Raw genomic sequence first — 20,638 nt, 5'->3', positions numbered from 1 at the left:
CCTCTACTGAGATACGGTGGCTTTTTTATCGTTGTCGTTGAAGACTCATGGTTTCCATTAATCTTGCCGTTATTTCTTCAACAGAGTAATTAGTTGTATTGAGGTAGGGAATTTGGAGCTTTCTGTAAAGTGCTTCGACTTCGGAAACTTCCATTCGACATTGTCGTAAAGAAGCGTAATTACTGTTTCCTTTTCTTTCTTGTCGGATGGCAGAAAGTCTTTCAGGATCAATGGTTAATCCAAACAACTTATTTTTATAAGGCAATATGGCCGGTGGTATCTTTAAATTATTCATATCGTCAGAAACGAAAGGGTAATTTACTGCATAAACTCCAAACTGGAGCGCCAGATATAAACTGGTTGGTGTTTTTCCTGCTCTTGAAACACCAAGCAAAATAACCTGAGCTAACTCTAAGTTGCGCAGTGAGATACCATCGTCATGGGCTAAGGTGTAATCAATAGCAGCGATGCGTGCATCGTATTTGATCATATTGTTTTCAGTTAAACCATAGGGTCTGCGTTTAGCAGATGCAACAGGGCTGATATTCAACTCTTGTTGCAAAGGAGCGATTAGTGATTGGACTACATCAAGGCATAACCCTTGACTATTATTAATTAAATTCTTTATTTCTGGAGAAACGATCGAGTAAAAAACGATAGGTTTTACACCTGTTTGAGTATATGCGGTATCAATTTTATGGCATACATCCATTGCTTTTGAGTCGTTATCGACAAATGGAATAGTATGGAATTCAGGTTCTATATTAAATTGAGATAGTACGGCATGCCCTAAGGCCTCAGCCGTGATCGCTGTGCCATCGGAAATATAAAAAACATTTCTTTTCATTTTTTCTGGTGCTCTATGGTTGGCCTGTGATGTTTTAATTTAAGATGATCTTGTGTGTGTTTGTAAATGTTTTTTTAATTTTAATGGAGCCAATATGTTAAAATTCGGAGTCATCGGTACCAGTAATATTACTGAAGCACTTTTATTTGCTGCTAAACTTGCAACAGGTTTTCAATTGACGTCTGTATATTCCAGATCTCTTGATAAAGCAAAAGAGTTCGCTGATAAGTATGGTGCTGAATATGTGTTTGATGATCTTAATGAAATGGCTCGTTCGCCACACATAGATGCGGTATATATTGCCAGCCCTAATTCATTACATTGTGAACAAACCTGTTTGTTCTTAAAAAACAAGAAACATGTTTTGTGTGAAAAGCCTCTGTGTTCTAATTTTCATGAGGCTAAGTTGATAGTGCAAACCGCAATGGAAAATGGCGTTCTATTGATGGAAGCAATGAAAACCTGTTCACTGCCAAATTATCTTTCAATTAAATTAAATCTTCACAAGATTGGTAAAGTCCGGCATGTATCCAGCCATTATTGCCAATACTCGTCCCGATATGACCGATTTAAGTCGGGAGAAGTCATGAATGCATTTAAACCTGAGTTATCCAATGGGGCACTTATGGATATTGGTGTGTACGCACTTTACCCTGTCATTGACTTATTTGGGTTGCCATCAAACCTCAGTGCAAGTGCTGTTATGTTAAGTAGTGGTGTGGATGGTCTTGGCACTGCATTGCTGGAGTATAAAGATTTAACAGCCTCAGTTACTTACTCAAAAATTACTGATATGAGGGTGCCGTCTGAGATTCAAGGTGAAAATGGTTCCATAATAATTGACCATATTTCTCAGTTGAATTCAGTGAAAATAATATATCGTGATGGAAGTGAAGAAGATATTTCTGTACCTCAGTCGCCCACTCCGATGATATATGAGTTGAATGAGTTTATACATACAATTGAATCCGGTGGAACGGAATCTACCTTGAATAGTTATTCTTTGATGTTGAAGGTTTCCGATGTGATGCAGCATATCAGAAAGAAAATTGGACTGATTTTTCCGGCAGACAAAATTTCCTGAGTACAAAAACAATGAATGAAGATCTTTTATCCTACGCAAAAGAAACATTAGAAATTGAAATTAAAGAAGCGCAGCGTCTTCTTGATCGACTTGATGAGAATTTTCTTTCTGCATGTCATTTATTGCTTAATTGCAAAGGTAAAGCTGTTGTCTCAGGAATAGGAAAATCAGGACATATTGGCAAGAAAATTGCTGCATCCTTAGCAAGCACTGGGACTCCGGCTTTTTTTGTTCATCCGGCGGAAGCTTTACATGGCGATCTGGGAATGATTGGCGTTGATGATGTCCTCATCTTTATCTCTTATTCGGGAAAGGCCAAAGAACAGGAATATATATTGCCATTAATCAAAGAGAATCAGATCTCGTTGATTGCCATGACCGGCGATAAAAATTCTCCTCTGGCAAAAGCTGCAACGTGTGTACTGGATATTAGTGTAGAAAGAGAAGCGTGTCCTATTGGTGTCGCGCCAACATCCAGTGCTGTAAACACATTAATGATGGGAGATGCATTAGCCATGGCACTGATGCGTCAGCGCGGATTCGGTGCTGAAGATTTTGCCCGCTCACATCCGGGTGGTAGCTTAGGTGCTCGTCTTCTCAACAGAGTCCATGATGTTATGCAAACAGATGAATTACTACCTATCGTTGATGAACACAGCAGTGTCATGGAAGCAATGCTGGAACTAAGCCGGACAGGCATGGGGTTAGTTGCAGTCTGTGATGCAGAAAAATATGTGGTTGGGGTATTTACTGATGGTGATCTTCGCCGTTGGCTGGTTAAAGAAAACTCTTTAAGTAATCAGCTTGAGCAGGCTATGACTCGCCCAGGGTATCGGTTTCCTTCCCATTGGCGTGCCAGCGAAGCATTAGACGCATTACATGAGCATCAAATCAGTGCCGCACCAGTGGTTGATGCTAATGGTATCTTGGTTGGTGTACTGAATTTACATCGGTTACATGATGCTGGTATTTCATGAGCCTTATTTCCAAATAGTAGTTGTTGGTATTAATTTATTGGACAAAATGGAGTAAGACTGATGGATTATTCATATTTGACTGAAATTTCAGGTGAACAGTTATTTAAAGAGTGTTTACAACGTTGTGGACTAAATCTTACAAATGTAATACTTGATGAATGGGTTTTGATGAGGAATAAGAAGGTATTAGTTAACGTTAAAAAAGATAGTGCTGGAATGTTTAAATATTACATCCGAGCTTGCTTGTTCAAGAAATAATAGCTGCTCCCGAAGAATGCAGATAGTTCAGTGGTGAAATTTTGATGATTTTTTTGGGAGCTTCATGCTGGATGTTTGATTATTAATGATATCCATTTTTTGATGAGTCAAGCATGTGTAATTAATAGTTATGATTAAGTGTTGTATACTGCGAAATACAAACTTACCCGTATTGATGCGTGTTTCTTGATCCGATACTGAATATAACCAATAAAGCAGAGAATTTAGCATGACTTCTGTTAGTTCATTAGACTCAGACCTTATCAATAAAATAACGTTAGACTTTGCCCATGCTACGAATTTGGCTGTTGTGGTTGTTAATATTTACGGTGAAGAAATCTCTGCTCATTTTAATTTTACTCAATTTTGTAAAAAAATGCGGGCAGACCCAACACTTTATTCACATTGTAAAATGAGTGACCGATGTGGTGGTCTTGAAGCATCAAAATACGATAAACCTTGTATTTATCGTTGCCATGCAGGATTGACAGATTTTTCAATCCCGCTAGTAATTGCTGGGCATCTAATGGGGTTTATCTTATGCGGGCAAGTACGTATTAAAAATGATGTATCTTTGGATAATGTCCACAAAGGGGATCAATCATGGAAAGCAAACCATGAGTTAGTTGCAGAACATGAAAAAATTCCTTTAGTGGATTATTCTAAAATAATTTCTGCAGCCAATCTACTGAAAATAATTGTCGATACTTACATTAAAATTAATCTTAATTTGATAGTGGTTTATGATGCTGTAACGCCAAGATTGGTAAGGGAAAAATCTGAAACAATATACGATGCAAAAATTAAAAAAGCATTGCGATACATTGATTCTCATTTCTCTGACGAGCTTCGACTGGAGGAAGTTTCTAGTCACGTATATCTGAGCCCTTATTACTTCAGTAAGCTATTTAAAAATCAGTTGGGGATTGGATTTAATACCTACGTAACACAACAGAAAATGAATAATGCGAAACAAATATTACAGTGCAGTGATTGGTCGATAGCCGACATTGCGAAAAAACTTGGGTTCTCTCAAGCAAGTTATTTTTGCAAGGTTTTCCGCCAGTCATTCCAGATCACACCTCAAGAGTATCGAAAGACATTGCAGGACAATGATGCTGTCAATTGATTATTTTGGATGGAACTAAATAACTGTTCCGAAATGTAGATCACTTGGTGGGAGTAACTCGGTTTTAGTTATGCGATCATATCGTCGCCAAACTAAACAATCGCCCAAAACCGAGTTACCGCTATGTTACCAGTTTTATCTCGCGCCGAACGCAGACGCATCGAAAAAATCATTTATAAAACCAACGATAAAGAACATGCCCGGCGTCTGACTGCTATTCTCATGCTGCATCAGGGGCAGACTGTTTCGATGGTTCATCAACTGACTGCCGCTGCTCGTTCTTCTATTCAACGCTGGCTCAGCTGGTATCAGGAATGTGGTATTTCCGGTCTCGAAAGTAAACAACGCGGACGATTTTGTTCTTTGCCATACCAACAAATTCGACTCATTTTAGAGCTGCTTATTCAGTTCTCGCCAGAAGATTTTGGTTATCAACGTTCACGTTGGAGTTCAGAGCTTTTTGCATCGCTTATTCATCGCATGTGTCCAGAACTCAACATTGCTGCCTCTACCATCCGCCGTTGGTTACCTAAAATGGGCATTGTTTGGCGTAGAGCTGCGCCGACACTCCATATTCGTGACCCACATCGTGATGAGAAAATGGCATTAATAAACAATGCATTACAAAGTCACTCTATTAATGAACCGGTTTTTTATGTCGATGAAGCAGATATCGACCTGAATCCTAAAATTGGTGCGGATTGGATGCGTCGTCATCAACAAAAACGAATACCCACACCAGGGAAAAACGAAAAACACTATGTTGCCGGTGCACTTAATAGTCAGACGGGCAAGGTAATTTACACCACAGGGCTGAGTAAGGATTCAGACCTATTTATTCAACTACTGGAAAAGCTGAAACGGCATTACCGTCGGGCGAAGAAAATTATCCTGGTCCTTGATAATTACGTGATCCACAAAAGCCAAAAGACGCAGGTATGGCTCAAGAACAATCCAAAATTTGAGTTACTGTTTCAACCTGTTTACTCACCGTGGGTCAATCGGATTGAACTACTCTGGCGCTCAATGCACGAGATGGTCACCAGAAACCACCGATGTCGGGCGATGTGGGAATTATTGCGAAAGGTGAAGTATTTTTTAGATCATGTCAGCCCGTTTGCAATAGCAGCACAGAATAAATAGGTGGAGCACAATTAGGATCAGTTATTTAGCTCTTGAGCGAGAAAGTGACACCACTCCCTAGTTTTTCGCGCGCAAAGTCCCATAGGTTGCGGATTGTTGGGGGCAATTGCGCCTTTTTCTGGCCGAATGAACTTGTGGTCATATTGGGTGTGATACCTAACAGCTAAATTAAACCAAGATATATCCAAGATGAGCTGCATAGCGTATATGGTCCAAAGTCAGACAGGGCTGAGGTTACAGATGATTTGCGTATCCATCACTGTCGAGGATGCAAACTCCGTATTGTAAAAAGAGTCCTTTGTTGGAAGGACTTTTATCCGGCATTAATTTGATTTCTGGCTGCTACAGATAAGAAGTGGCTGCGGTCTTTGTACTTGCCATGAGACGATGCTACCGTTGCATCAATACGGCCGATCAAAGATTCAGGAATGCTGATATTAATTCGTTTTTGTTTTCCGGTATAAGGCGTGAGATCAATCTCAACTAAACACCAGAGAGTGCAATACGCATATTCCGGATTTGTTCGATAACTAAGCACCCCAGTATCTTTGATTGATTCAACGTCAATGTTGTTTTCAGCCATATCCTCAATGACACCTAAAATGGCTTCTCGTGCCATTACGGCAATATCTTCCTGATTATCGGCTGCACTGAAACAAGCATAGTTATCATTGCAAAGTGCAGGAGCAACCAGACCAAAGGCTTCTTTCGGAGAGTTCGGCAATTCGACGCCAACGGTAAATAACATATAACCTCCTTTATGACGCAGGCAGCGGGATCAAATCCCCGCTGCCTTTTTTATGGATTTCACAGTGCCAAGAGGAATATCACCTTTCGGATGAGGTACTGGGAATGTCTTCCCTGTAATAGGTGAATAGTAGATATGATGACTACCTTTACCATGCCTCTTTAATTCACACCCAGCCGCAGTGAGTTCCTTTATTAGGTCGATAGACTTCATATCTCCTCCTAATAAGCTAAGTATACACACGCATACACACACAGCAAGAGTTACATAGAAAATGAGGAGTTCTTTATCAAGATATCTCCAAGATTAATTGCAATGCTCCGGTGGTGCCTGAGCTACGGCGAGACAATCGAATTAAAACCATTCAGGCTTCATTGGCTGTCGGACAAAACACATTAACCCTGGAACAGGTCACGGCGGTTATTGAAGGTAAAACGGTGCTGGGGTTGCCAAAGGAAATTCAGGAAGTCCGTAACGCTTTCCGGGCATATGAAACTCTGGATCAGTGGAACCCATATAAACTGGACGATATGCTGGCGGCACATGCCGTACTGATGTATGGACTGGTTGATGATGCTGGTCATTGGTGCAGCACAGGAGCGGGGATCTATCGAGGGGATAGGTTAGTGCATATGGCACCACCACAAAGTCAGGTGCCTCGTCTTATGGCTGATTTATTTGATTGGCTCAAAACCAGTGATGCTCATCCGTTGATTGCTTCCACAGCATTCCATTATGAATTCGAATTTATTCATCCATTTAGTGATGGTAATGGGCGTATAGGTCGTTTATGGCAAACGCTGATCCTGAGTCACTGGCAACCGATGCTGGCATACCTACCTGTTGAAACAGTTATCAAGCATAGACAGCAGGATTACTACCAACTGCTGACTGAATCTGATCAGAAAAGCGACTGTTCAGCATTTATTGAGTTTCTACTACAGGCAATAGAAGACAGTTTACAGGAAGCTATCAGTACACAACCAGATGTTGTGTTGGAAAAATGCGGGTAGAAACGCGGGTAAAAACACCAGAACAGATCCTGATGTTGTTACAGCAAAACCCTCATATGACACTTTCAGAGGTGGCAGGATCCATAGGTAAATCAGTCAGTACTGTCGAGCGAGCAGTAGCTAAACTGAAAAAACAAAATAAGCTGGTATATCACGGGCCTAAAAAAGGCGGTTATTGGCATATCCAATAAGAACCCTCGTGGCAATGTTATTTGCCACAAAGTCACCCCATTTCAGGAACAGATCTCTTAATCGTTCAGGGTTGCGTAAAGCGCCTGTTTGATAAGCAACTTACCACCATACTTGCGTACGTTTTGCCCGAGGAAATCGAAATCTTCATCAGTGTGGGTGATCCTGATTTTTTCTTCCGAGAGCGCCAAACCTCGAACGGCCATGAATTGCCGGATCGCCGAGAGAACGTTGTGTTCGATAATTTCCCTCGATACAGCTGTCACGACAAAAAATCCGCATATCTGCTTGTACTTTCTGCATGTGCCCCGTCGGGGCCACGCTTGCATCTATTGCCGCTTCCAGTCCATCCAAAGTCATGTTTGCCATTACTCTTCGGAATGTAGATCCACTTCTGCGAGTTATTTTACTCGTTTAATGAGGTGTCCAGTAATGCTGGGTCAGATCATTCTGCTTCCGCCATGGCAAGTGGACAAGTCGGGAACGAGACACACGCCATTGAAGTATTTACGCTGCTCGGTGACACTGTCTCAATCAACTTGTATTGCCGTGCCAGTGCTTCTATTAACACGATATTCTCTTCATCAACCTCGGCAATGACCATGTTCTGATTCGGGGTAATTCGATAATCACCGGTGTGAATTTTAGCAAGCTCAGCGATGCCGGTTTTCAACGGTTTTTCTGGTGTGTCGATCAGGCGACCTCTTGGAATAAACAGCGTTAAATGGTGTTTGCCATCGATACCGTTAACCCAACCGATGCGATCACCCCGGTCAGTAAATTGATAAGGGCGGCTTTCCGCAAATACGATCTCTGCGTTCCGGTGGGTTTGACGCTCATCTGCGGCGGTTAAGAAGAACCTTAGAGCAACGCCAGCACCAGATGTTGCAAGCGGCGATTCAATATTATTTACCCGCTAGCGTAAAGGTCACACAGCCAGAAGGTGGGTATTTTCTCTGGTTGGAATTTGTCCAAGATGTCGACAGTTTCGCGTTATATCAACAACTGTTAGCCGAACAAGTGGCGATAGCACCGGGCATTTTGTTCTCCAGTCAGAAGCAATACACCCATCATGTTCGGATCAATTACGCCTTACCCTGGAATAATCGAGTTGAAAAAGCGATTGCATTGATTGGTCAGCGGTTGGGGCTGTAGTAGGATTAAAACTCTCGATATTATCGCTTCAACTCTACTAGGATCGACCAATCCTTTTACACCAGCTAATCTGACGAAAATGTCATCGTGGATTTGAATAATTTCTTGTGCAATAACAATCTCATCGGTCTGTTAAGCCTTGATGCTATCGCCATGTTCATTCCATATTTGTTCAAAAGCATTATCGTAGAGCGCTTTCCACATAGCATCAAATTACCCTCTTGACTTATACAGACTTTATTGCCCGTCTAAATATCCGCTTTTGCATTTGAAGCTATTGCTTCAATTAATGACTCAACGAATAACAACTTATGTTAGAAAAACAGCATAACCGGATCACGCGACATCTAAATTTTTTAGTAACCGGTTAGTTATATTAAGGTCGTATAAAAGTGAAAATCAGGTGTGGAGGAAGAGGGAAATAGGATGAAAATGACCGGTGGGACTAAAAAACTGATCCAAATAAGATCAAAAAATAATGCAAAATTAGGTATATAAAGTAGTCATATTTTGGCTATGTAAAATCATATCGAATGACGTTATTGTACGTTGTTGATTTAAGTAATTGATTTGTAATAGTTATATATTAAGGTAATTTAATGTGTTTATCGGTATGTGAGAGTCTGTTAACAGGTACGGCCTTCTAAGCCGTGGGTCACAGGTTCGAATCCTGTAGGGCGTACCAGCAAGACACTGTTGCTCAGCTTCACAAGTGGCATGACAACACGGTTCGATGGTGGCTATAGCTCAGTTGGTAGAGCCCCGGATTGTGATTCCGGTTGTCGTGGGTTCGAGTCCCATTAGCCACCCCAATTAAAGATCAGCACTGCGGAAGTGGCGAAATTGGTAGACGCACCAGATTTAGGTTCTGGCGCCGCAAGGTGTGAGAGTTCGAGTCTCTCCTTCCGCACCATGTTCTTCAAGCGAACAACATAAACCAGCGAAAGCTGGTTTTTTTGTGCCTGGAATTCACGTATCTATTTTTAGCGTTCACAATCAAACAGTTATGTTTGCTGTGTTTTTCAACGCATTTAATAAAAACTTTTCAGTCAGAAGCAATATACCCACCATATCCGAATTAATTATGCCTTGCCGTGGAATAGCTGAGTCGAAAATGCCATTGCATCGATTAGCCTATTACCAGGCCAGAATTCGTTCCCGATTGAAAACCAGCCAGTCTCTGATGACAGAACTTATTTCTGGTTTTTTCCACTGCATCTGCCCGTCAATGTTCAGCGTTCAGGTTTGATGTTTGTCTCATTGAATTTTTATATTGTTAATTTTCGCATTAAAAGTGAAAATATTTTACGCCACAAATGAAAATTTGATTTTCATTTGTGGCGTATTTATTTGGAGCTTAATTCTGGTGCCGGGGGCTATGAAACCAATAAAAAGATTAAAACTGACGATTTGGGAGTCGTGCAAGCCCATTGATGCTGAATTATGTTGCCAATATGTTGTAATTCATAAGGTTGCTCGTAACTATATTCGCTTGTTCTCGTTCAAACCGAAAATTAAAATATCGATATGAATTTTGAAATGAAATAAAAATTACGCCATCATCACAAAATGGCAATCAAAATATGCAATATGTCGTTCATTGTGAAAATATAAATATACAGGTTACGTGATACACCCCGTTCATCATCACGGCCTGTACTGAACTACACATCATGATCCTTACGCTGTTTGGTGTGTCCCTTCACTGATGGAATCAAATTGAGGAATACGTCATGGATTTAGTAATTCATGCAGCGGAATGGTTTATCGGACTATTCCAGAAAGGAGGCGAGGTGTTTGTCAGCATGGTGACAGGCATTCTCCCGCTGTTGATCTCGCTGATGGTGGCAATGAACGCGCTGATCCGCTTTATCGGACAGGAACGTGTGGAACGTCTGGCCCAGAAATGCGCCGGTAACCCGGTTTCCCGTTACCTGATCTTACCGGTGGTCGGTACCTTCGTATTTATGAACCCGATGACACTGAGTCTGGGTCGCTTCATGCCGGAACGTTACAAACCGTCTTATTATGCGGCGGCGTCTTACAGCTGCCATTCGATGAATGGTCTGTTCCCGCACATCAACCCGGGTGAGTTGTTTGTTTACTTAGGTATTGCCAATGGTCTGACAACGCTGGGTCTGCCACTGGCACCACTGGCTATCAGCTACCTGTTTGTCGGTATGATCTCTAACTTCTTCCGTGGCTGGGTGACTGACCTTACGACCGCCTTTGTGGAAAGACAGCAGAACATCCGTCTCAGTACCGAAGTACACATGCACGCTAACTAATCAGGCTCAGGAGCAGACATCATGGCAAATTCATTAGTTATCACCAAAGGCAATGGTGGCTGGGGCGGCCCGCTGACTATCCCGGTCGATAAAAACAAGAAGATCATTTACATCACCGCCGGTACGCGTCCTGACATCGTGGACCGCATGGTTGAACTGACCGGCATGGAAGCGGTGGATGGCTTTAAATCCTCCGTACCGGATACCGAAACTGCGGTCGCCATCATCGATTGTGGCGGCACACTGCGCTGCGGTCTGTACCCGAAAAAACGGATCCCAACGGTGAATATTCATTCCACCGGTAAAAGCGGCCCGATGGCTGACTATATTATGGAAGACATTTATGTTTCCGGTGTTCGTCCTGACAACATTCAACTGCAGGATCAGGCTGGTGTGGCGCCATCCCGTCCTGCTGCAGCGCCGGCACAGGAAGAGCACCGTCAGTATGACAGTTCGAAGAAACTGAGTGAGCAGAGTGATGGCTTGCTGGCCAAGATCGGCATCGGCATGGGTTCGGTCATGGCGACCTTCTTCCAGGCGGGTCGTGAAACCATTGATACGGTGTTGAAATCAATCCTGCCATTTATGGCTTTCGTTTCGATGCTGATTGGGGTGATTATTGCGTCTGGTATCGGTGATGTGATTGCACATGCCTTGATCCCATTGGCAAAAAGTCCGATTGGTCTGATCACGCTGGCGTTGATTTGTTCCTTCCCATTCCTGTCACCGTTCCTTGGCCCGGGCGCCGTTATTGCGCAAGTTATCGGGGTTCTGGTCGGTACCCAGATTGGTATGGGTAACATCCCGCCACAACTGGCTTTACCGGCACTGTTTGCGATTAATGCCCAGGCTGCCTGTGACTTCATCCCTGTGGGTTTGAGTCTGGCCGAAGCGAAACCTAAAACTGTCCAGATCGGCGTACCGTCAGTGCTGTACTCACGGTTCTTAACCGGTGCTCCAACCGTACTGCTGGCCTGGTTTGTATCCTTCTTTATTTACCAGTAAGACTTGTCGAGGTTTGAAATGACGATGTTGTACCGTACCCAAGTGACTCATATCGGTGAGTATGCGGCAGATGCCCTGAATGACAATATGATGATCCTGTTTAACGATAATGCCCCTGCTGATGTTGCTGATTATTGCTTCATCCATCCGGCGGCGGATTTAACAGGTGAGATCAAGACAGGTGGTCAGTTTGTGCTCGGCGCGTCACGCTATCCGATCACCGCGGTCGGCGATGTGGTCAATCAGAATCTCGCAGAACTCGGCCATATCACGATCCGTTTTGACGGTGGCGCAGAAGCCGAATACCCGGGCACCGTCCATGTTGCAGGGCAATGCCCTGAGGCACTGGTGCTGGGAACCGAACTTATTTTTCAAACTGAATAATTAAAACTCACTGCCCCCTCTGCAACACATGAGTTGGCGCTCGTTGCAGGGGGGAGCGAGACTAGCAATTGAGGAGATTAACATGTCAAAAGTGGCATTGGTAGTTGGTGGCGGTCGTAACCTTGGTGCTTTTTTGTGCAACGGCCTGGCGGCAGCCGGTTACAAAGTGGCTGTAGCGGATCTGGACGGACAGAGTGCACAAGAGACAGCGACCGCGATTGCTGAACAGTTCGGGGCAGACAATGTCATGGCTGTGCAGGCAAATTCCACAGATGAAGCCGATGTAGCGCGTATGGTCGGCGCGATCGAAGATCGTTTCGGTCGTATCGATGTCATGGTGTATAACGCCGGTGTCGCTCAGGCGGCCAGAATTGACAGTTTCCCACTGGATGCCTGGAAACGTTCTATCGAAGTGAACCTGACCGGTTACTTCCTGTGTGCCCGTGCCGTGTCGAAAATCATGATGCGTCAGAACTTTGGCCGTATCATCCAGATCAACTCCAAATCCGGCAAAGTCGGCTCAAAACATAACTCCGGTTATTCTGCCGCAAAATTCGGTGGTGTTGGCTTAACGCAATCCCTGGCGCTGGATCTGGCGGACTACAACATCACCGTGCATTCCCTGATGTTGGGTAACCTGCTGAAGAGCCCGATGTTCCAGTCTCTGCTGCCGCAATATGCGAAGAAACTGGGTATCCCGGAAGATCAGGTTGAACAAACCTATATCGATAAAGTACCGTTGAAACGCGGTTGCGATTATCAGGATGTGCTGAACGTACTGAAATTCTACGCCAGCGAAGAAGCCAGCTACTGCACCGGCCAAATGATCAATATCACTGGCGGCCAGGTGATGTTCTAAGTTTTATTGCGTTCAGGGTAAATAGGGTCCCGGTTTAGCTCCTGAGGATGCCTGTTATGTTGGCAGTGTTTTTACACTGCCTTTTTTCCATATACGAGGTGAAAGATGGATGCGACATACATACTGATTGTTTGTGCGGTTATCGCCTGGAGTTTACAGATCGCAACCGGTTTTTTGCAAATGCGTGCCTTCAACCGCATGCTGCAGGCGATGAGTCTGAAAGGTGTGGTGAAAATCGGCAAAACGTCCTCCCGCTGGAAACCCAAAACGTTAGTCGTTCTAGCGCATGATGCTAATAATGTGATCGTTGATGCCAGTATCATGAAAGGATTGACTATTTTTGCTCGTCCTACGCCATTGTCTGCGTTGATCCATGCACGTATTCCATTATCCGATCGCATGGTCGCCGAACTGGAACCATCCGTGCGTGAAGCTGTATCTTGCGCCTTATCAACAAAGTGATAATGTGGTTGTTTTAATTCTTTCATTTTGAAAATCTCCATGTATCTTATTAGTAATAGATTGGCATAGAGAGTCTGATATGAGCGTTGAAATTCGTCGGGAAATGTTAGTACGTTATCTGCGTGAACAGGGCAGAACGTCGGTCAATGATCTGGCTACCCACTTTAATATTACCGGTGCCACCATACGTAGCGATCTGCGTCAACTGGAACAGTCACATCAGGTGACACGCCGTTATGGCGGGGCTGAAGCGGTTACCCAGCCGATCACTGAAGACCGCACGATCGACGAGAAAACAGCACTCAATCAGAACATCAAGCAGCGCATCGGCGCGAAAGCGGCTTCGCTGGTGCACGATGGCGAATCGATCATTCTGGATAACGGTAGTACCACGCTGCAGATGGTGCCCTGGCTGGTTGAGCGGGTAGCCTTAACGGTGATGACCAACAGCCTGCATATCATAAATGAAGTGGTGGCGCGTGACAGCAACATGAATTTGCTGATGCCGGGCGGCACCTACCGTAAACGTTCCGCCTCGTTTCACGGCGGGTTGGCCGAACAGGCGTTCCGCGCTTTTTCCTTTGATAAGCTGTTTATCGGTGCTGATGGTTTTGATATTGAGCAGGGCACGACCACCTTCATTGAAGCGTATCAGGTGAGTCAGGCCATGTGTCAGGCAGCGAAGCAGATCATTGTGGTGACAGATTCCAGCAAGTTTGGCCGTAAAACGCCGAACGTGGTGGTGCCGATTGACAAGATCGACATCGTGATCACCGATCATGGTATCAGTGAAGCTGATAAAACCGCACTGGAGCAGCGCGGTATTCAGGTCTTGCTGGTTTAGTGATCTGTCGATCTATCCCTCGATCATCAAACCGCTTCTTGCTGTTGAAAAGCAATCGGCGGTTTTAAACAGTAGTTAGATCAGCGTTAATTTTACTTTTGTAGACAAATCGTCTTTATGGATTGCTGGCAGTTCGTGATCGGTGATCACTTGATGAATGAGCTCCATCGGGCTGAGGGCATTCGGGAAAATACGCCCAAATTTAGAGCTGTCGGTCAGTAACCCAACGGTTGAAGCGGCCGGCTAGAAAGCCGCATCTCTGTTGCTTAACTTATTGAAAAATAGGAAAAAGAGAAGTATTCGCAACTTATACAATAATGCGAATATCACATAATATGGGCTAAGTATGTAATCTGTTGTATTGTATTTATATAAATACAAATATGCATTTTTAGGCTAAAGTGTATTTATATAAATACATTGGTGGTCTTATGCTGCAAGGTATGCCTGAAATAGGAAAACAATGCGCAGAGCAGCGCAAAGCGAAAGGCTGGACACAAGCAGATGCTGCAATCCGTGCGAATCTGGCTCGTCCTGTCATTTCAATGATCGAACGGGGACGCTTTACCGGTAGCCTGAAGTCTTTAGTGGCTTATCTGTCGGTGTTAGGTTTAGAACTGAGCGTCAATAAAACGCATATTCCTCAGTTCGGACAATTGGAAGACATATTTAATGATGACTGACCTGAGGACTCTCCCACAGAGGCTCTCTGAGCTGGATATTTGTATCGCAGACAAAAAATCAGGTCATTTGCTCTTCGAAAAGGGCAGTTATCATTATGCCTATGATAGTGCGGATAGTTTGCCTGTATCGGTTACGATGCAACCGCAGAATCAGCGGTTTTATAACAATGGGCGGTTGTTTCCCATCTTTGAAATGAACATTCCGGAAGGCTATGTTCGTCACCGCATTGCTGAACGATTGCTTCGCTATGTCGGAAAAGTATCCGACATGTTGTTTCTCGCTTTACAGCAAGATGCCGGGATTGGTGCGTTAAGCTATCAAAGCGGGTTAGTTCTGCCTAAACCAACACCGGAAAAGCTGGAAGATTTACTCAAGTGGAATGAAAAAGGCAGTGCTTTTGAATACCTGCTTGATAAATATCTGCTAAATACCTCAGTGTCAGGTGTCCAGCCTAAAGTCATGTTGAATGCTGATATCAAAGGTTCTGTGTTATTCCCGAACCTGATCGCCAAAACAGGCGATGTCGAATATCCGCACTTACCGGAAAATGAATATCTGTGCATGAGCATGGCAAAAGCTTGTGGCATTGCTGTGCCGGAGTTTTACCTGTCTGATAACAAAGAATTGTTTATTATGGAACGCTTTGATTTGGCAGGGAGCGAGCGCCTCGGCATGGAGGATTTCTGTGTATTAGCGGGTAAACAAAGTGAACAGAAATACATTGGTTCCTATGAAATGGGGGCAAAAATTGTCAGCTTGTTCACGCAGGATCAATCAGAAGTAGAACGATATTTTCGTTATGTGGCCTTTAGCTGTCTGGTCGGAAACGGCGATGCGCATCTGAAAAATTTTGCACTGCTTTATTCTGTTACTGCTCATACACCGGAGCTGAAATTATCCCCGATGTATGATGTGGTCAACACCACTTGCTACCCGACACATGATAAAGAGTTGGCCTTGAAGCTGAATAAGAGTCATGCATTCCCTGATTATGACGGGTTGATCCGGTTCGGGCGGGATTTAAAAATTATCAGGCCAGCTGCTATTCTGGAACAGATGGCGGATACGATCTCCGATCATCTGAATATGCCTGATTTATGGGATGATCTGTCCTTTCTGAAAGACGCCATATCTGCTTCATTATCCAGAGCTTGTGCCCGGAAACCTGTGTTTGTGACCGTGGATGTGAAGCGGGACAAAAAACGTAAATCAGATAAACATCTGAAATGATTTTGCGCAAATAAGCAGGGGATACTCTCTGCTTACTCAGTCAGTCCTCTGCGATCTGTTCTGCAAAACAGAGGTGTTTTTTCCATTGATGCCTCTCTGGTTATGAGAGGCGACAAATAGCTAACCATCTTTCTAGTTAGGGGTGCAATCCACAGAGTAGCTTATTGCGCTAATACCTGAGGGAGCGAACTCGCGTTGACAACCAGAAAGTTGCGCATCATATGTCTCGCCCGAATTTCCTACGCACGTGCCATCATTGATGACAGGACCATTCTCAGTCAGGGCCTCCATTCGGCAGTAGAAACTGTAGGTCTTTCCTTCGTCGCTGTTTGTACAGCCTGCAGCACATGCTCTGCTCTCGCTTGCGCAGTTCTCATCAATTTCAGGTTTATCGCCCTGGCATTGTCGCATGGCGCTGAGGCAGTCACTAACGCATTGCTCATCGGTTGCTGCAAAAGTTGAACCAACACCACCAAGTAAACCTCCTGATAACAAGATCGCCAAGGCCAAAATTCTTTTCATTTGTCGCTCCTCTATGACACGAAATGTTGTACCCACAAGCTCCCCTCGCCAGCAACAACTGCGATTGGGTTCCGTGGAAATTCAATTGAAGTAACTACTCGCGAGTGCTGCATTAGCAAACCCATCGACAGCATAGAGATCAACAAAATGATTCGTCTGCAAATTGATTTTCGCTAAACGGTTGATGGAAGGCAATCGTTTGGTTGGAACTGCTATCATTGCACGGCTTGATTTTATCAGCCAAGTCGGTAACGGGTTGGTGTAACGCCATATTTGGTTTTGAACTGCTGTGCAAAATGACTGGCTGAGTTAAATCCGCAACTAACCGCTATCTCAATTACAGAGAGCGGTGTGTCTTTTAGCAATTTTGCAGCATGTTCAAGCCGACAGATCATTACATATTGATGCGGCGACAAGCCGACGCAGTCTTTAAACATGCGGGCAAAGTGATATTCGCTAAGTTTGGCTTCATGAGCCAGAATCGATAAAGAAAGCTCATCCGCGAGGCTTGCTCTGATCAGTTCTTTTATCCTGTTTAGGACATGTGGTGCTAGCCCGCCTTTAAATTTGGGGAGTTTCCAATTTAAATGCGAGTATTTCTGGAGTAAATGAAGCATTACCATGGTCGAGGCAGAGCTTTGCATCATTTTGCTTGCCGGGTCGTTCCATTCCGGTTCCAGCAGGAAGTTTTTGTAAATCAGCTGTAACTGGTTGTCACCAATAAACACTTTTTCATCAAGGCGAAGCGAGGTGAGGGATTTATCCCATGTCTGTTCTGCTAGTTGAATCAGATGTTCATCGGAACAATAAAAATGAATAAATCGGAGATTACCCCGGATATCCCAGCTACTGATACTTTCTTTGGGTAGCAGACAGAATCGACCCGGCTCACCACCGTTGAACCAGCCATCAGAACGTTTGTGGTAAGACTCGTAACCATCTTCCACATACATACTGAAAGTATGATGTTGGGTGTTCTCAAAATTGACGCGGGCATGACTATTTCGCCAAAGTGCAAGTTGAACACCATTATTCAGTGTGACTGATTTTTCAAGTTTGGCTTTATGGTGCTGTAAAACTTCAATTGCTTCGTACATAACCGCTGTCTTAATGAAATAACTGCAATATCCTGATATCAACCGCAGGAAACTGACAGTATCAAATCAATGGATCTTACATACTGCATGCCAGTGAGTTTAATCAAGGAATATCCGGATGAATAGCTTGTTGTATATCGCTGTTGTTTTAATTTGGGGAACTACCTGGATCGCGATCAAGATGCAACATGGGATGGTTGCAGCGGAAGTTTCTATTTTTTGGCGATTTGCTTGCGCATCCTTTTTGCTCATGGCAGGTTTATTTTTTTCCAAACGATTGAAGGCTATTGGTCATAAAGGACATTTGCTTTGTTTTCTTCAGGGGATCACAGTATTCGGTTTAAATTTCTTTTGTTTTTATCATGCTGTTACCTGGATCTCGAGTGGATTGGAATCTGTGATCTTTTCTATGGCCATGATTTTTAATGCTGTGAATGGATGGCTTTATTTCCGACAACCGATCACAAAAAACATTATGGTTGCTGCGCCGTTAGGTCTCATCGGGGTTCTTTTACTCTTTTGGCAAGATTTGAAACTGATCGAACAGAATTCGTCCGTATTTTACGGTATTGGTTTGAGTGTATTAGGTACGTACTGTTTTTCTATAGGAAATATGATCAGCGCGAAACATCAAAAGGAAGGCAGGGATGTCATGTCTACGAATGCCTGGGGAATGTTATATGGCACTTTAGTAATGGGGTTGCTAGCTCTGTCGCTGGGGTACGATTTCTCGCCTGAATTATCATTCCAATACTTGAGTTCTCTTTTGTATCTGAGTGTATTTGGTTCTGTGATTGGATTCGGCGCTTATTTCATTCTTGTTGGCAGGATTGGTGCCAGCCATGCAGCCTATGCAACATTGTTGTTCCCGCTGGTGGCATTAACCGTTTCAACCTTCTTTGAAGGTTATATCTGGCATTGGAACGCTATCGCTGGTTTATGTTTAATCCTTCTGGGGAATGCAGCAATGTTTTTCAAACCTGAACAAATCAGGAACAGAAAAGGGATCGCATTAAAAGCATGAATAATCGTTCGATCCCGTTATCGGATAATTTCAACTAACTCAACTATCCTTAATAAAGTGAGCTCAACTTTATGTTTTGAGCTCAAAACACCACTCTATCTGTATTTTCCCTTGATGATTAAGTAGTCGCCTCTATCACGGCGAATTCCGTAGGAGTATATGCGATGAAAACCATAGAAACGCATCGGGCTCCAGCCAACTTTGGCTACTGGATTGTGGTACTGGTCGGTATATTGACCGTATTGTTTTCTTCCAGTTCGATGGCTCAGCCTGTTAAAACCATGGACCCGGATAAGGCACGCGTTGTTGAGCACTGGACTCCGGAACGTATAGCGGCAGCTATTCCCCGCGACCTTGCGATCGACTCACGGGGACTTGGCTATATGAAGTTTCCTGATGGCAGGCTTGAACCTTATGGTCATAGTGTTGCGGCACAAGCAGGTGCTCATCAGAATGCTCCCACACCCTTCGGCAAACCTGGTGGAACAACTGACAGCACTCCGCCGAGTATCACCGGTATGATTCCCGGGAGTGGGGTCACCATTGGGAATACCCAGAAATTTTCTGCACTGATTACCGATCCAAGCGGTGTTTCATCGGTTTCCTTTAAGGTTTGGCCGGATAACGGGACTGCTCAGTCGTTCAGCGCGACTCATACCAGCGGCGATGAATGGGCTATTACCCTCACAGGATTCAGTTCTGGTGACTGGAATTGGCAGGTCACAGCCAAGGATGGTGCGAGAAAAGGGGGAAATACCGGCTCATCCAGTGTTGTCAGTTTTATAGTTGATACTGGCAGTGGTGTTGGCACAGTGGATACTGTCACCAATGCAGTATGGTCAGACGGCGGTGTGGTACAGAATGCTGCGGGCCGCATTTATTTTGAAATGCCGGGCAACAAGCGGCGCACAAGCTGGGTTGGTTATGTCTGCTCCGGCACCGTTGCCACAGAGGGTATTTCCGGACGCTCCATTATTATTACTGCCGCGCATTGTGTCTACGACGATGCCAACAAAGCGTTTGCAAGGAATGTCATGTTTATTCCGAATCAGGCCGGAAGCGGTACTAAGACCGATCTGAACTGCAGTAATGATCTTCTTGGCTGCTGGATGCCATCTGTTGGCGTGGTTGATATTAACTGGACGACCCGCACTTTCCCCGACAACATCGCGTGGGACTATGCCTATTACGTTGTCCCTGACAGCGCTGCCCATCAAGGGGCACCTGCTTCTCCGGATGCACTCGATTTAGCAGCAGGATCAATGGTCGTGAACTTTACGACCATCAGCGTTAATGATGGCTCTGCAGGCGCAACCAGCCCGGATTTCACTCATGCGCTGGGATATTCCTACAATGCAGATCCAAATTTTATGTATTGCGCTGAAGACATGACCACTACCGGCAGTGTCAACTGGTGGTTGCCCAGCTGCGGACTATCCGGCGGTGCATCAGGAGGGCCCTGGGTGCAGAAGATGGATCTGAAGACCGGCGATGGCCCGATAATATCGGTTAATTCGTGGGGGTATACCTCTTCACCAGGCATGGCCGGGCCAAAACTGGTTGATACTTCAGCGGAATGTGTTTTCCAGGGAGCTCAGCTCGAGAGTCTCACACCTGAATCATCGCTTGATGGTGATGCTGGCTATATCGAGACGTGCCCGTACCCGTACCTGTAAAGTAAACCACAAACCGGCCT

The 20,638-nt window shown here is 44.4% G+C and carries 24 protein-coding genes and 2 tRNA genes; 19 read left to right on the top strand and 7 right to left on the bottom strand.

Annotated elements, in window-relative coordinates:
• Positions 1-25: 25 nt before the first annotated feature.
• A complete protein-coding gene (ppsR, locus tag TOLA_RS09600) occupies positions 26-847 on the bottom strand; it encodes a posphoenolpyruvate synthetase regulatory kinase/phosphorylase PpsR (RefSeq protein WP_015878960.1) in 822 nt (273 codons plus the stop codon).
• A gap of 94 nt (positions 848-941) precedes the next feature.
• On the opposite strand from ppsR, the gene TOLA_RS09595 reads away from it, so the two are divergent.
• The 4 genes from TOLA_RS09595 (at position 942) to TOLA_RS09575 (ending at position 5,438) form a co-directional block, all read left to right on the top strand.
• The gene (locus TOLA_RS09595) at positions 942-1,931 is read left to right on the top strand and encodes a Gfo/Idh/MocA family protein (RefSeq protein WP_015878959.1); all 990 of its coding nucleotides are present in this window, start codon (positions 942-944) and stop codon (positions 1,929-1,931) included.
• Positions 1,932-1,942: 11 nt separating this feature from the next.
• Positions 1,943-2,908 carry an arabinose-5-phosphate isomerase GutQ gene (gutQ, locus tag TOLA_RS09590; RefSeq protein ID WP_015878958.1) on the top strand — a complete coding sequence of 322 codons (966 nt, stop codon included), beginning with the start codon at positions 1,943-1,945 and terminating at the stop codon, positions 2,906-2,908.
• A 487-nt stretch (positions 2,909-3,395) separates the two neighbouring features.
• Entirely contained in the window at positions 3,396-4,295 is a 900-nt protein-coding gene (pocR, locus tag TOLA_RS09580) for a transcriptional regulator PocR (RefSeq protein ID WP_015878956.1), read from the top strand.
• 123 nt (positions 4,296-4,418) lie between these two features.
• Entirely contained in the window at positions 4,419-5,438 is a 1,020-nt protein-coding gene (locus TOLA_RS09575; protein ID WP_012729284.1) for an IS630 family transposase, read from the top strand.
• Positions 5,439-5,751: 313 nt separating this feature from the next.
• Here the strand turns inward: TOLA_RS09575 and TOLA_RS09570 are convergent, their stop codons facing one another.
• On the bottom strand, positions 5,752-6,186 hold the full coding sequence (locus TOLA_RS09570; RefSeq protein WP_015878955.1) for a type II toxin-antitoxin system HicB family antitoxin: 435 nt from the start codon (positions 6,184-6,186) through the stop codon (positions 5,752-5,754).
• 30 nt (positions 6,187-6,216) lie between these two features.
• Positions 6,217-6,399, bottom strand: coding sequence for a type II toxin-antitoxin system HicA family toxin (locus TOLA_RS09565; RefSeq protein WP_015878954.1), 183 nt, complete (start codon positions 6,397-6,399; stop codon positions 6,217-6,219).
• Between the two features lie 113 nt (positions 6,400-6,512).
• Between TOLA_RS09565 and TOLA_RS09560 the strand changes: the two genes are divergently transcribed.
• Together TOLA_RS09560 and TOLA_RS16905 are read left to right on the top strand one after the other, a co-directional pair.
• Positions 6,513-7,199, top strand: coding sequence for a Fic family protein (locus TOLA_RS09560; protein WP_245534207.1), 687 nt, complete (start codon positions 6,513-6,515; stop codon positions 7,197-7,199).
• Positions 7,190-7,390, top strand: a complete 201-nt coding sequence (locus tag TOLA_RS16905; protein ID WP_342606876.1) for a winged helix-turn-helix domain-containing protein — start codon at positions 7,190-7,192, stop codon at positions 7,388-7,390. Before TOLA_RS09560 ends, TOLA_RS16905 begins: the two co-directional genes overlap by 10 nt.
• 57 nt (positions 7,391-7,447) lie before the next feature.
• Here the strand turns inward: TOLA_RS16905 and TOLA_RS09555 are convergent, their stop codons facing one another.
• Both TOLA_RS09555 and TOLA_RS16515 read right to left on the bottom strand, forming a co-directional pair.
• Positions 7,448-7,654: a hypothetical protein gene (locus TOLA_RS09555; protein ID WP_148210442.1), complete on the bottom strand. Its 207-nt coding sequence runs from the start codon at positions 7,652-7,654 to the stop codon at positions 7,448-7,450.
• Positions 7,655-7,833: 179 nt separating this feature from the next.
• A complete protein-coding gene (locus TOLA_RS16515; RefSeq protein WP_425358057.1) occupies positions 7,834-8,082 on the bottom strand; it encodes a hypothetical protein in 249 nt (82 codons plus the stop codon).
• A 266-nt stretch (positions 8,083-8,348) separates the two neighbouring features.
• Between TOLA_RS16515 and TOLA_RS09545 the strand changes: the two genes are divergently transcribed.
• The 11 genes from TOLA_RS09545 to TOLA_RS09490 all read left to right on the top strand — a co-directional run bounded on the left by TOLA_RS09545 (position 8,349) and on the right by TOLA_RS09490 (position 16,299).
• Positions 8,349-8,543: a hypothetical protein gene (locus tag TOLA_RS09545; protein ID WP_148210441.1), complete on the top strand. Its 195-nt coding sequence runs from the start codon at positions 8,349-8,351 to the stop codon at positions 8,541-8,543.
• Positions 8,544-9,279: 736 nt separating this feature from the next.
• A tRNA-His gene (locus TOLA_RS09540) sits at positions 9,280-9,355 on the top strand.
• A gap of 16 nt (positions 9,356-9,371) precedes the next feature.
• A tRNA-Leu gene (locus tag TOLA_RS09535) sits at positions 9,372-9,456 on the top strand.
• Positions 9,457-10,276: 820 nt separating this feature from the next.
• Complete coding sequence (srlA, locus tag TOLA_RS09525) at positions 10,277-10,831, top strand: PTS glucitol/sorbitol transporter subunit IIC (RefSeq protein WP_012728471.1); 555 nt, start codon at positions 10,277-10,279, stop codon at positions 10,829-10,831.
• Between the two features lie 21 nt (positions 10,832-10,852).
• Positions 10,853-11,836: a PTS glucitol/sorbitol transporter subunit IIB gene (srlE, locus tag TOLA_RS09520; RefSeq protein WP_015878953.1), complete on the top strand. Its 984-nt coding sequence runs from the start codon at positions 10,853-10,855 to the stop codon at positions 11,834-11,836.
• 18 nt (positions 11,837-11,854) lie between these two features.
• Positions 11,855-12,220, top strand: coding sequence for a PTS glucitol/sorbitol transporter subunit IIA (locus tag TOLA_RS09515; protein WP_015878952.1), 366 nt, complete (start codon positions 11,855-11,857; stop codon positions 12,218-12,220).
• Positions 12,221-12,302: 82 nt separating this feature from the next.
• Positions 12,303-13,079: a sorbitol-6-phosphate dehydrogenase gene (srlD, locus tag TOLA_RS09510; protein WP_012728474.1), complete on the top strand. Its 777-nt coding sequence runs from the start codon at positions 12,303-12,305 to the stop codon at positions 13,077-13,079.
• A gap of 105 nt (positions 13,080-13,184) precedes the next feature.
• Complete coding sequence (locus tag TOLA_RS09505) at positions 13,185-13,541, top strand: transcriptional regulator GutM (protein WP_015878951.1); 357 nt, start codon at positions 13,185-13,187, stop codon at positions 13,539-13,541.
• Positions 13,542-13,620: 79 nt separating this feature from the next.
• Positions 13,621-14,385: a glucitol operon DNA-binding transcriptional repressor SrlR gene (srlR, locus tag TOLA_RS09500; protein WP_015878950.1), complete on the top strand. Its 765-nt coding sequence runs from the start codon at positions 13,621-13,623 to the stop codon at positions 14,383-14,385.
• A gap of 431 nt (positions 14,386-14,816) precedes the next feature.
• Positions 14,817-15,068 carry a helix-turn-helix domain-containing protein gene (locus TOLA_RS09495; protein WP_041609508.1) on the top strand — a complete coding sequence of 84 codons (252 nt, stop codon included), beginning with the start codon at positions 14,817-14,819 and terminating at the stop codon, positions 15,066-15,068.
• Positions 15,058-16,299, top strand: coding sequence for a type II toxin-antitoxin system HipA family toxin (locus tag TOLA_RS09490; RefSeq protein WP_015878948.1), 1,242 nt, complete (start codon positions 15,058-15,060; stop codon positions 16,297-16,299). Before TOLA_RS09495 ends, TOLA_RS09490 begins: the two co-directional genes overlap by 11 nt.
• 132 nt (positions 16,300-16,431) lie before the next feature.
• On the opposite strand, the gene TOLA_RS09485 is transcribed toward TOLA_RS09490, so the two are convergent.
• A complete protein-coding gene (locus TOLA_RS09485) occupies positions 16,432-16,821 on the bottom strand; it encodes a hypothetical protein (protein ID WP_041609507.1) in 390 nt (129 codons plus the stop codon).
• Between the two features lie 236 nt (positions 16,822-17,057).
• A complete protein-coding gene (locus TOLA_RS09480) occupies positions 17,058-17,918 on the bottom strand; it encodes a helix-turn-helix domain-containing protein (protein ID WP_015878946.1) in 861 nt (286 codons plus the stop codon).
• Between the two features lie 118 nt (positions 17,919-18,036).
• Between TOLA_RS09480 and TOLA_RS09475 the strand changes: the two genes are divergently transcribed.
• Both TOLA_RS09475 and TOLA_RS09470 read left to right on the top strand, forming a co-directional pair.
• Positions 18,037-18,942: a DMT family transporter gene (locus tag TOLA_RS09475; RefSeq protein WP_015878945.1), complete on the top strand. Its 906-nt coding sequence runs from the start codon at positions 18,037-18,039 to the stop codon at positions 18,940-18,942.
• A gap of 164 nt (positions 18,943-19,106) precedes the next feature.
• Positions 19,107-20,618 carry an Ig-like domain-containing protein gene (locus TOLA_RS09470; RefSeq protein ID WP_015878944.1) on the top strand — a complete coding sequence of 504 codons (1,512 nt, stop codon included), beginning with the start codon at positions 19,107-19,109 and terminating at the stop codon, positions 20,616-20,618.
• Positions 20,619-20,638 lie beyond the last annotated feature (20 nt).

This window comes from Tolumonas auensis DSM 9187 (assembly GCF_000023065.1).
GTDB classification, from domain to species: Bacteria; Pseudomonadota; Gammaproteobacteria; order Enterobacterales; family Aeromonadaceae; genus Tolumonas; species Tolumonas auensis.
This window is presented reverse-complemented; position numbering and strand designations above follow the sequence as displayed.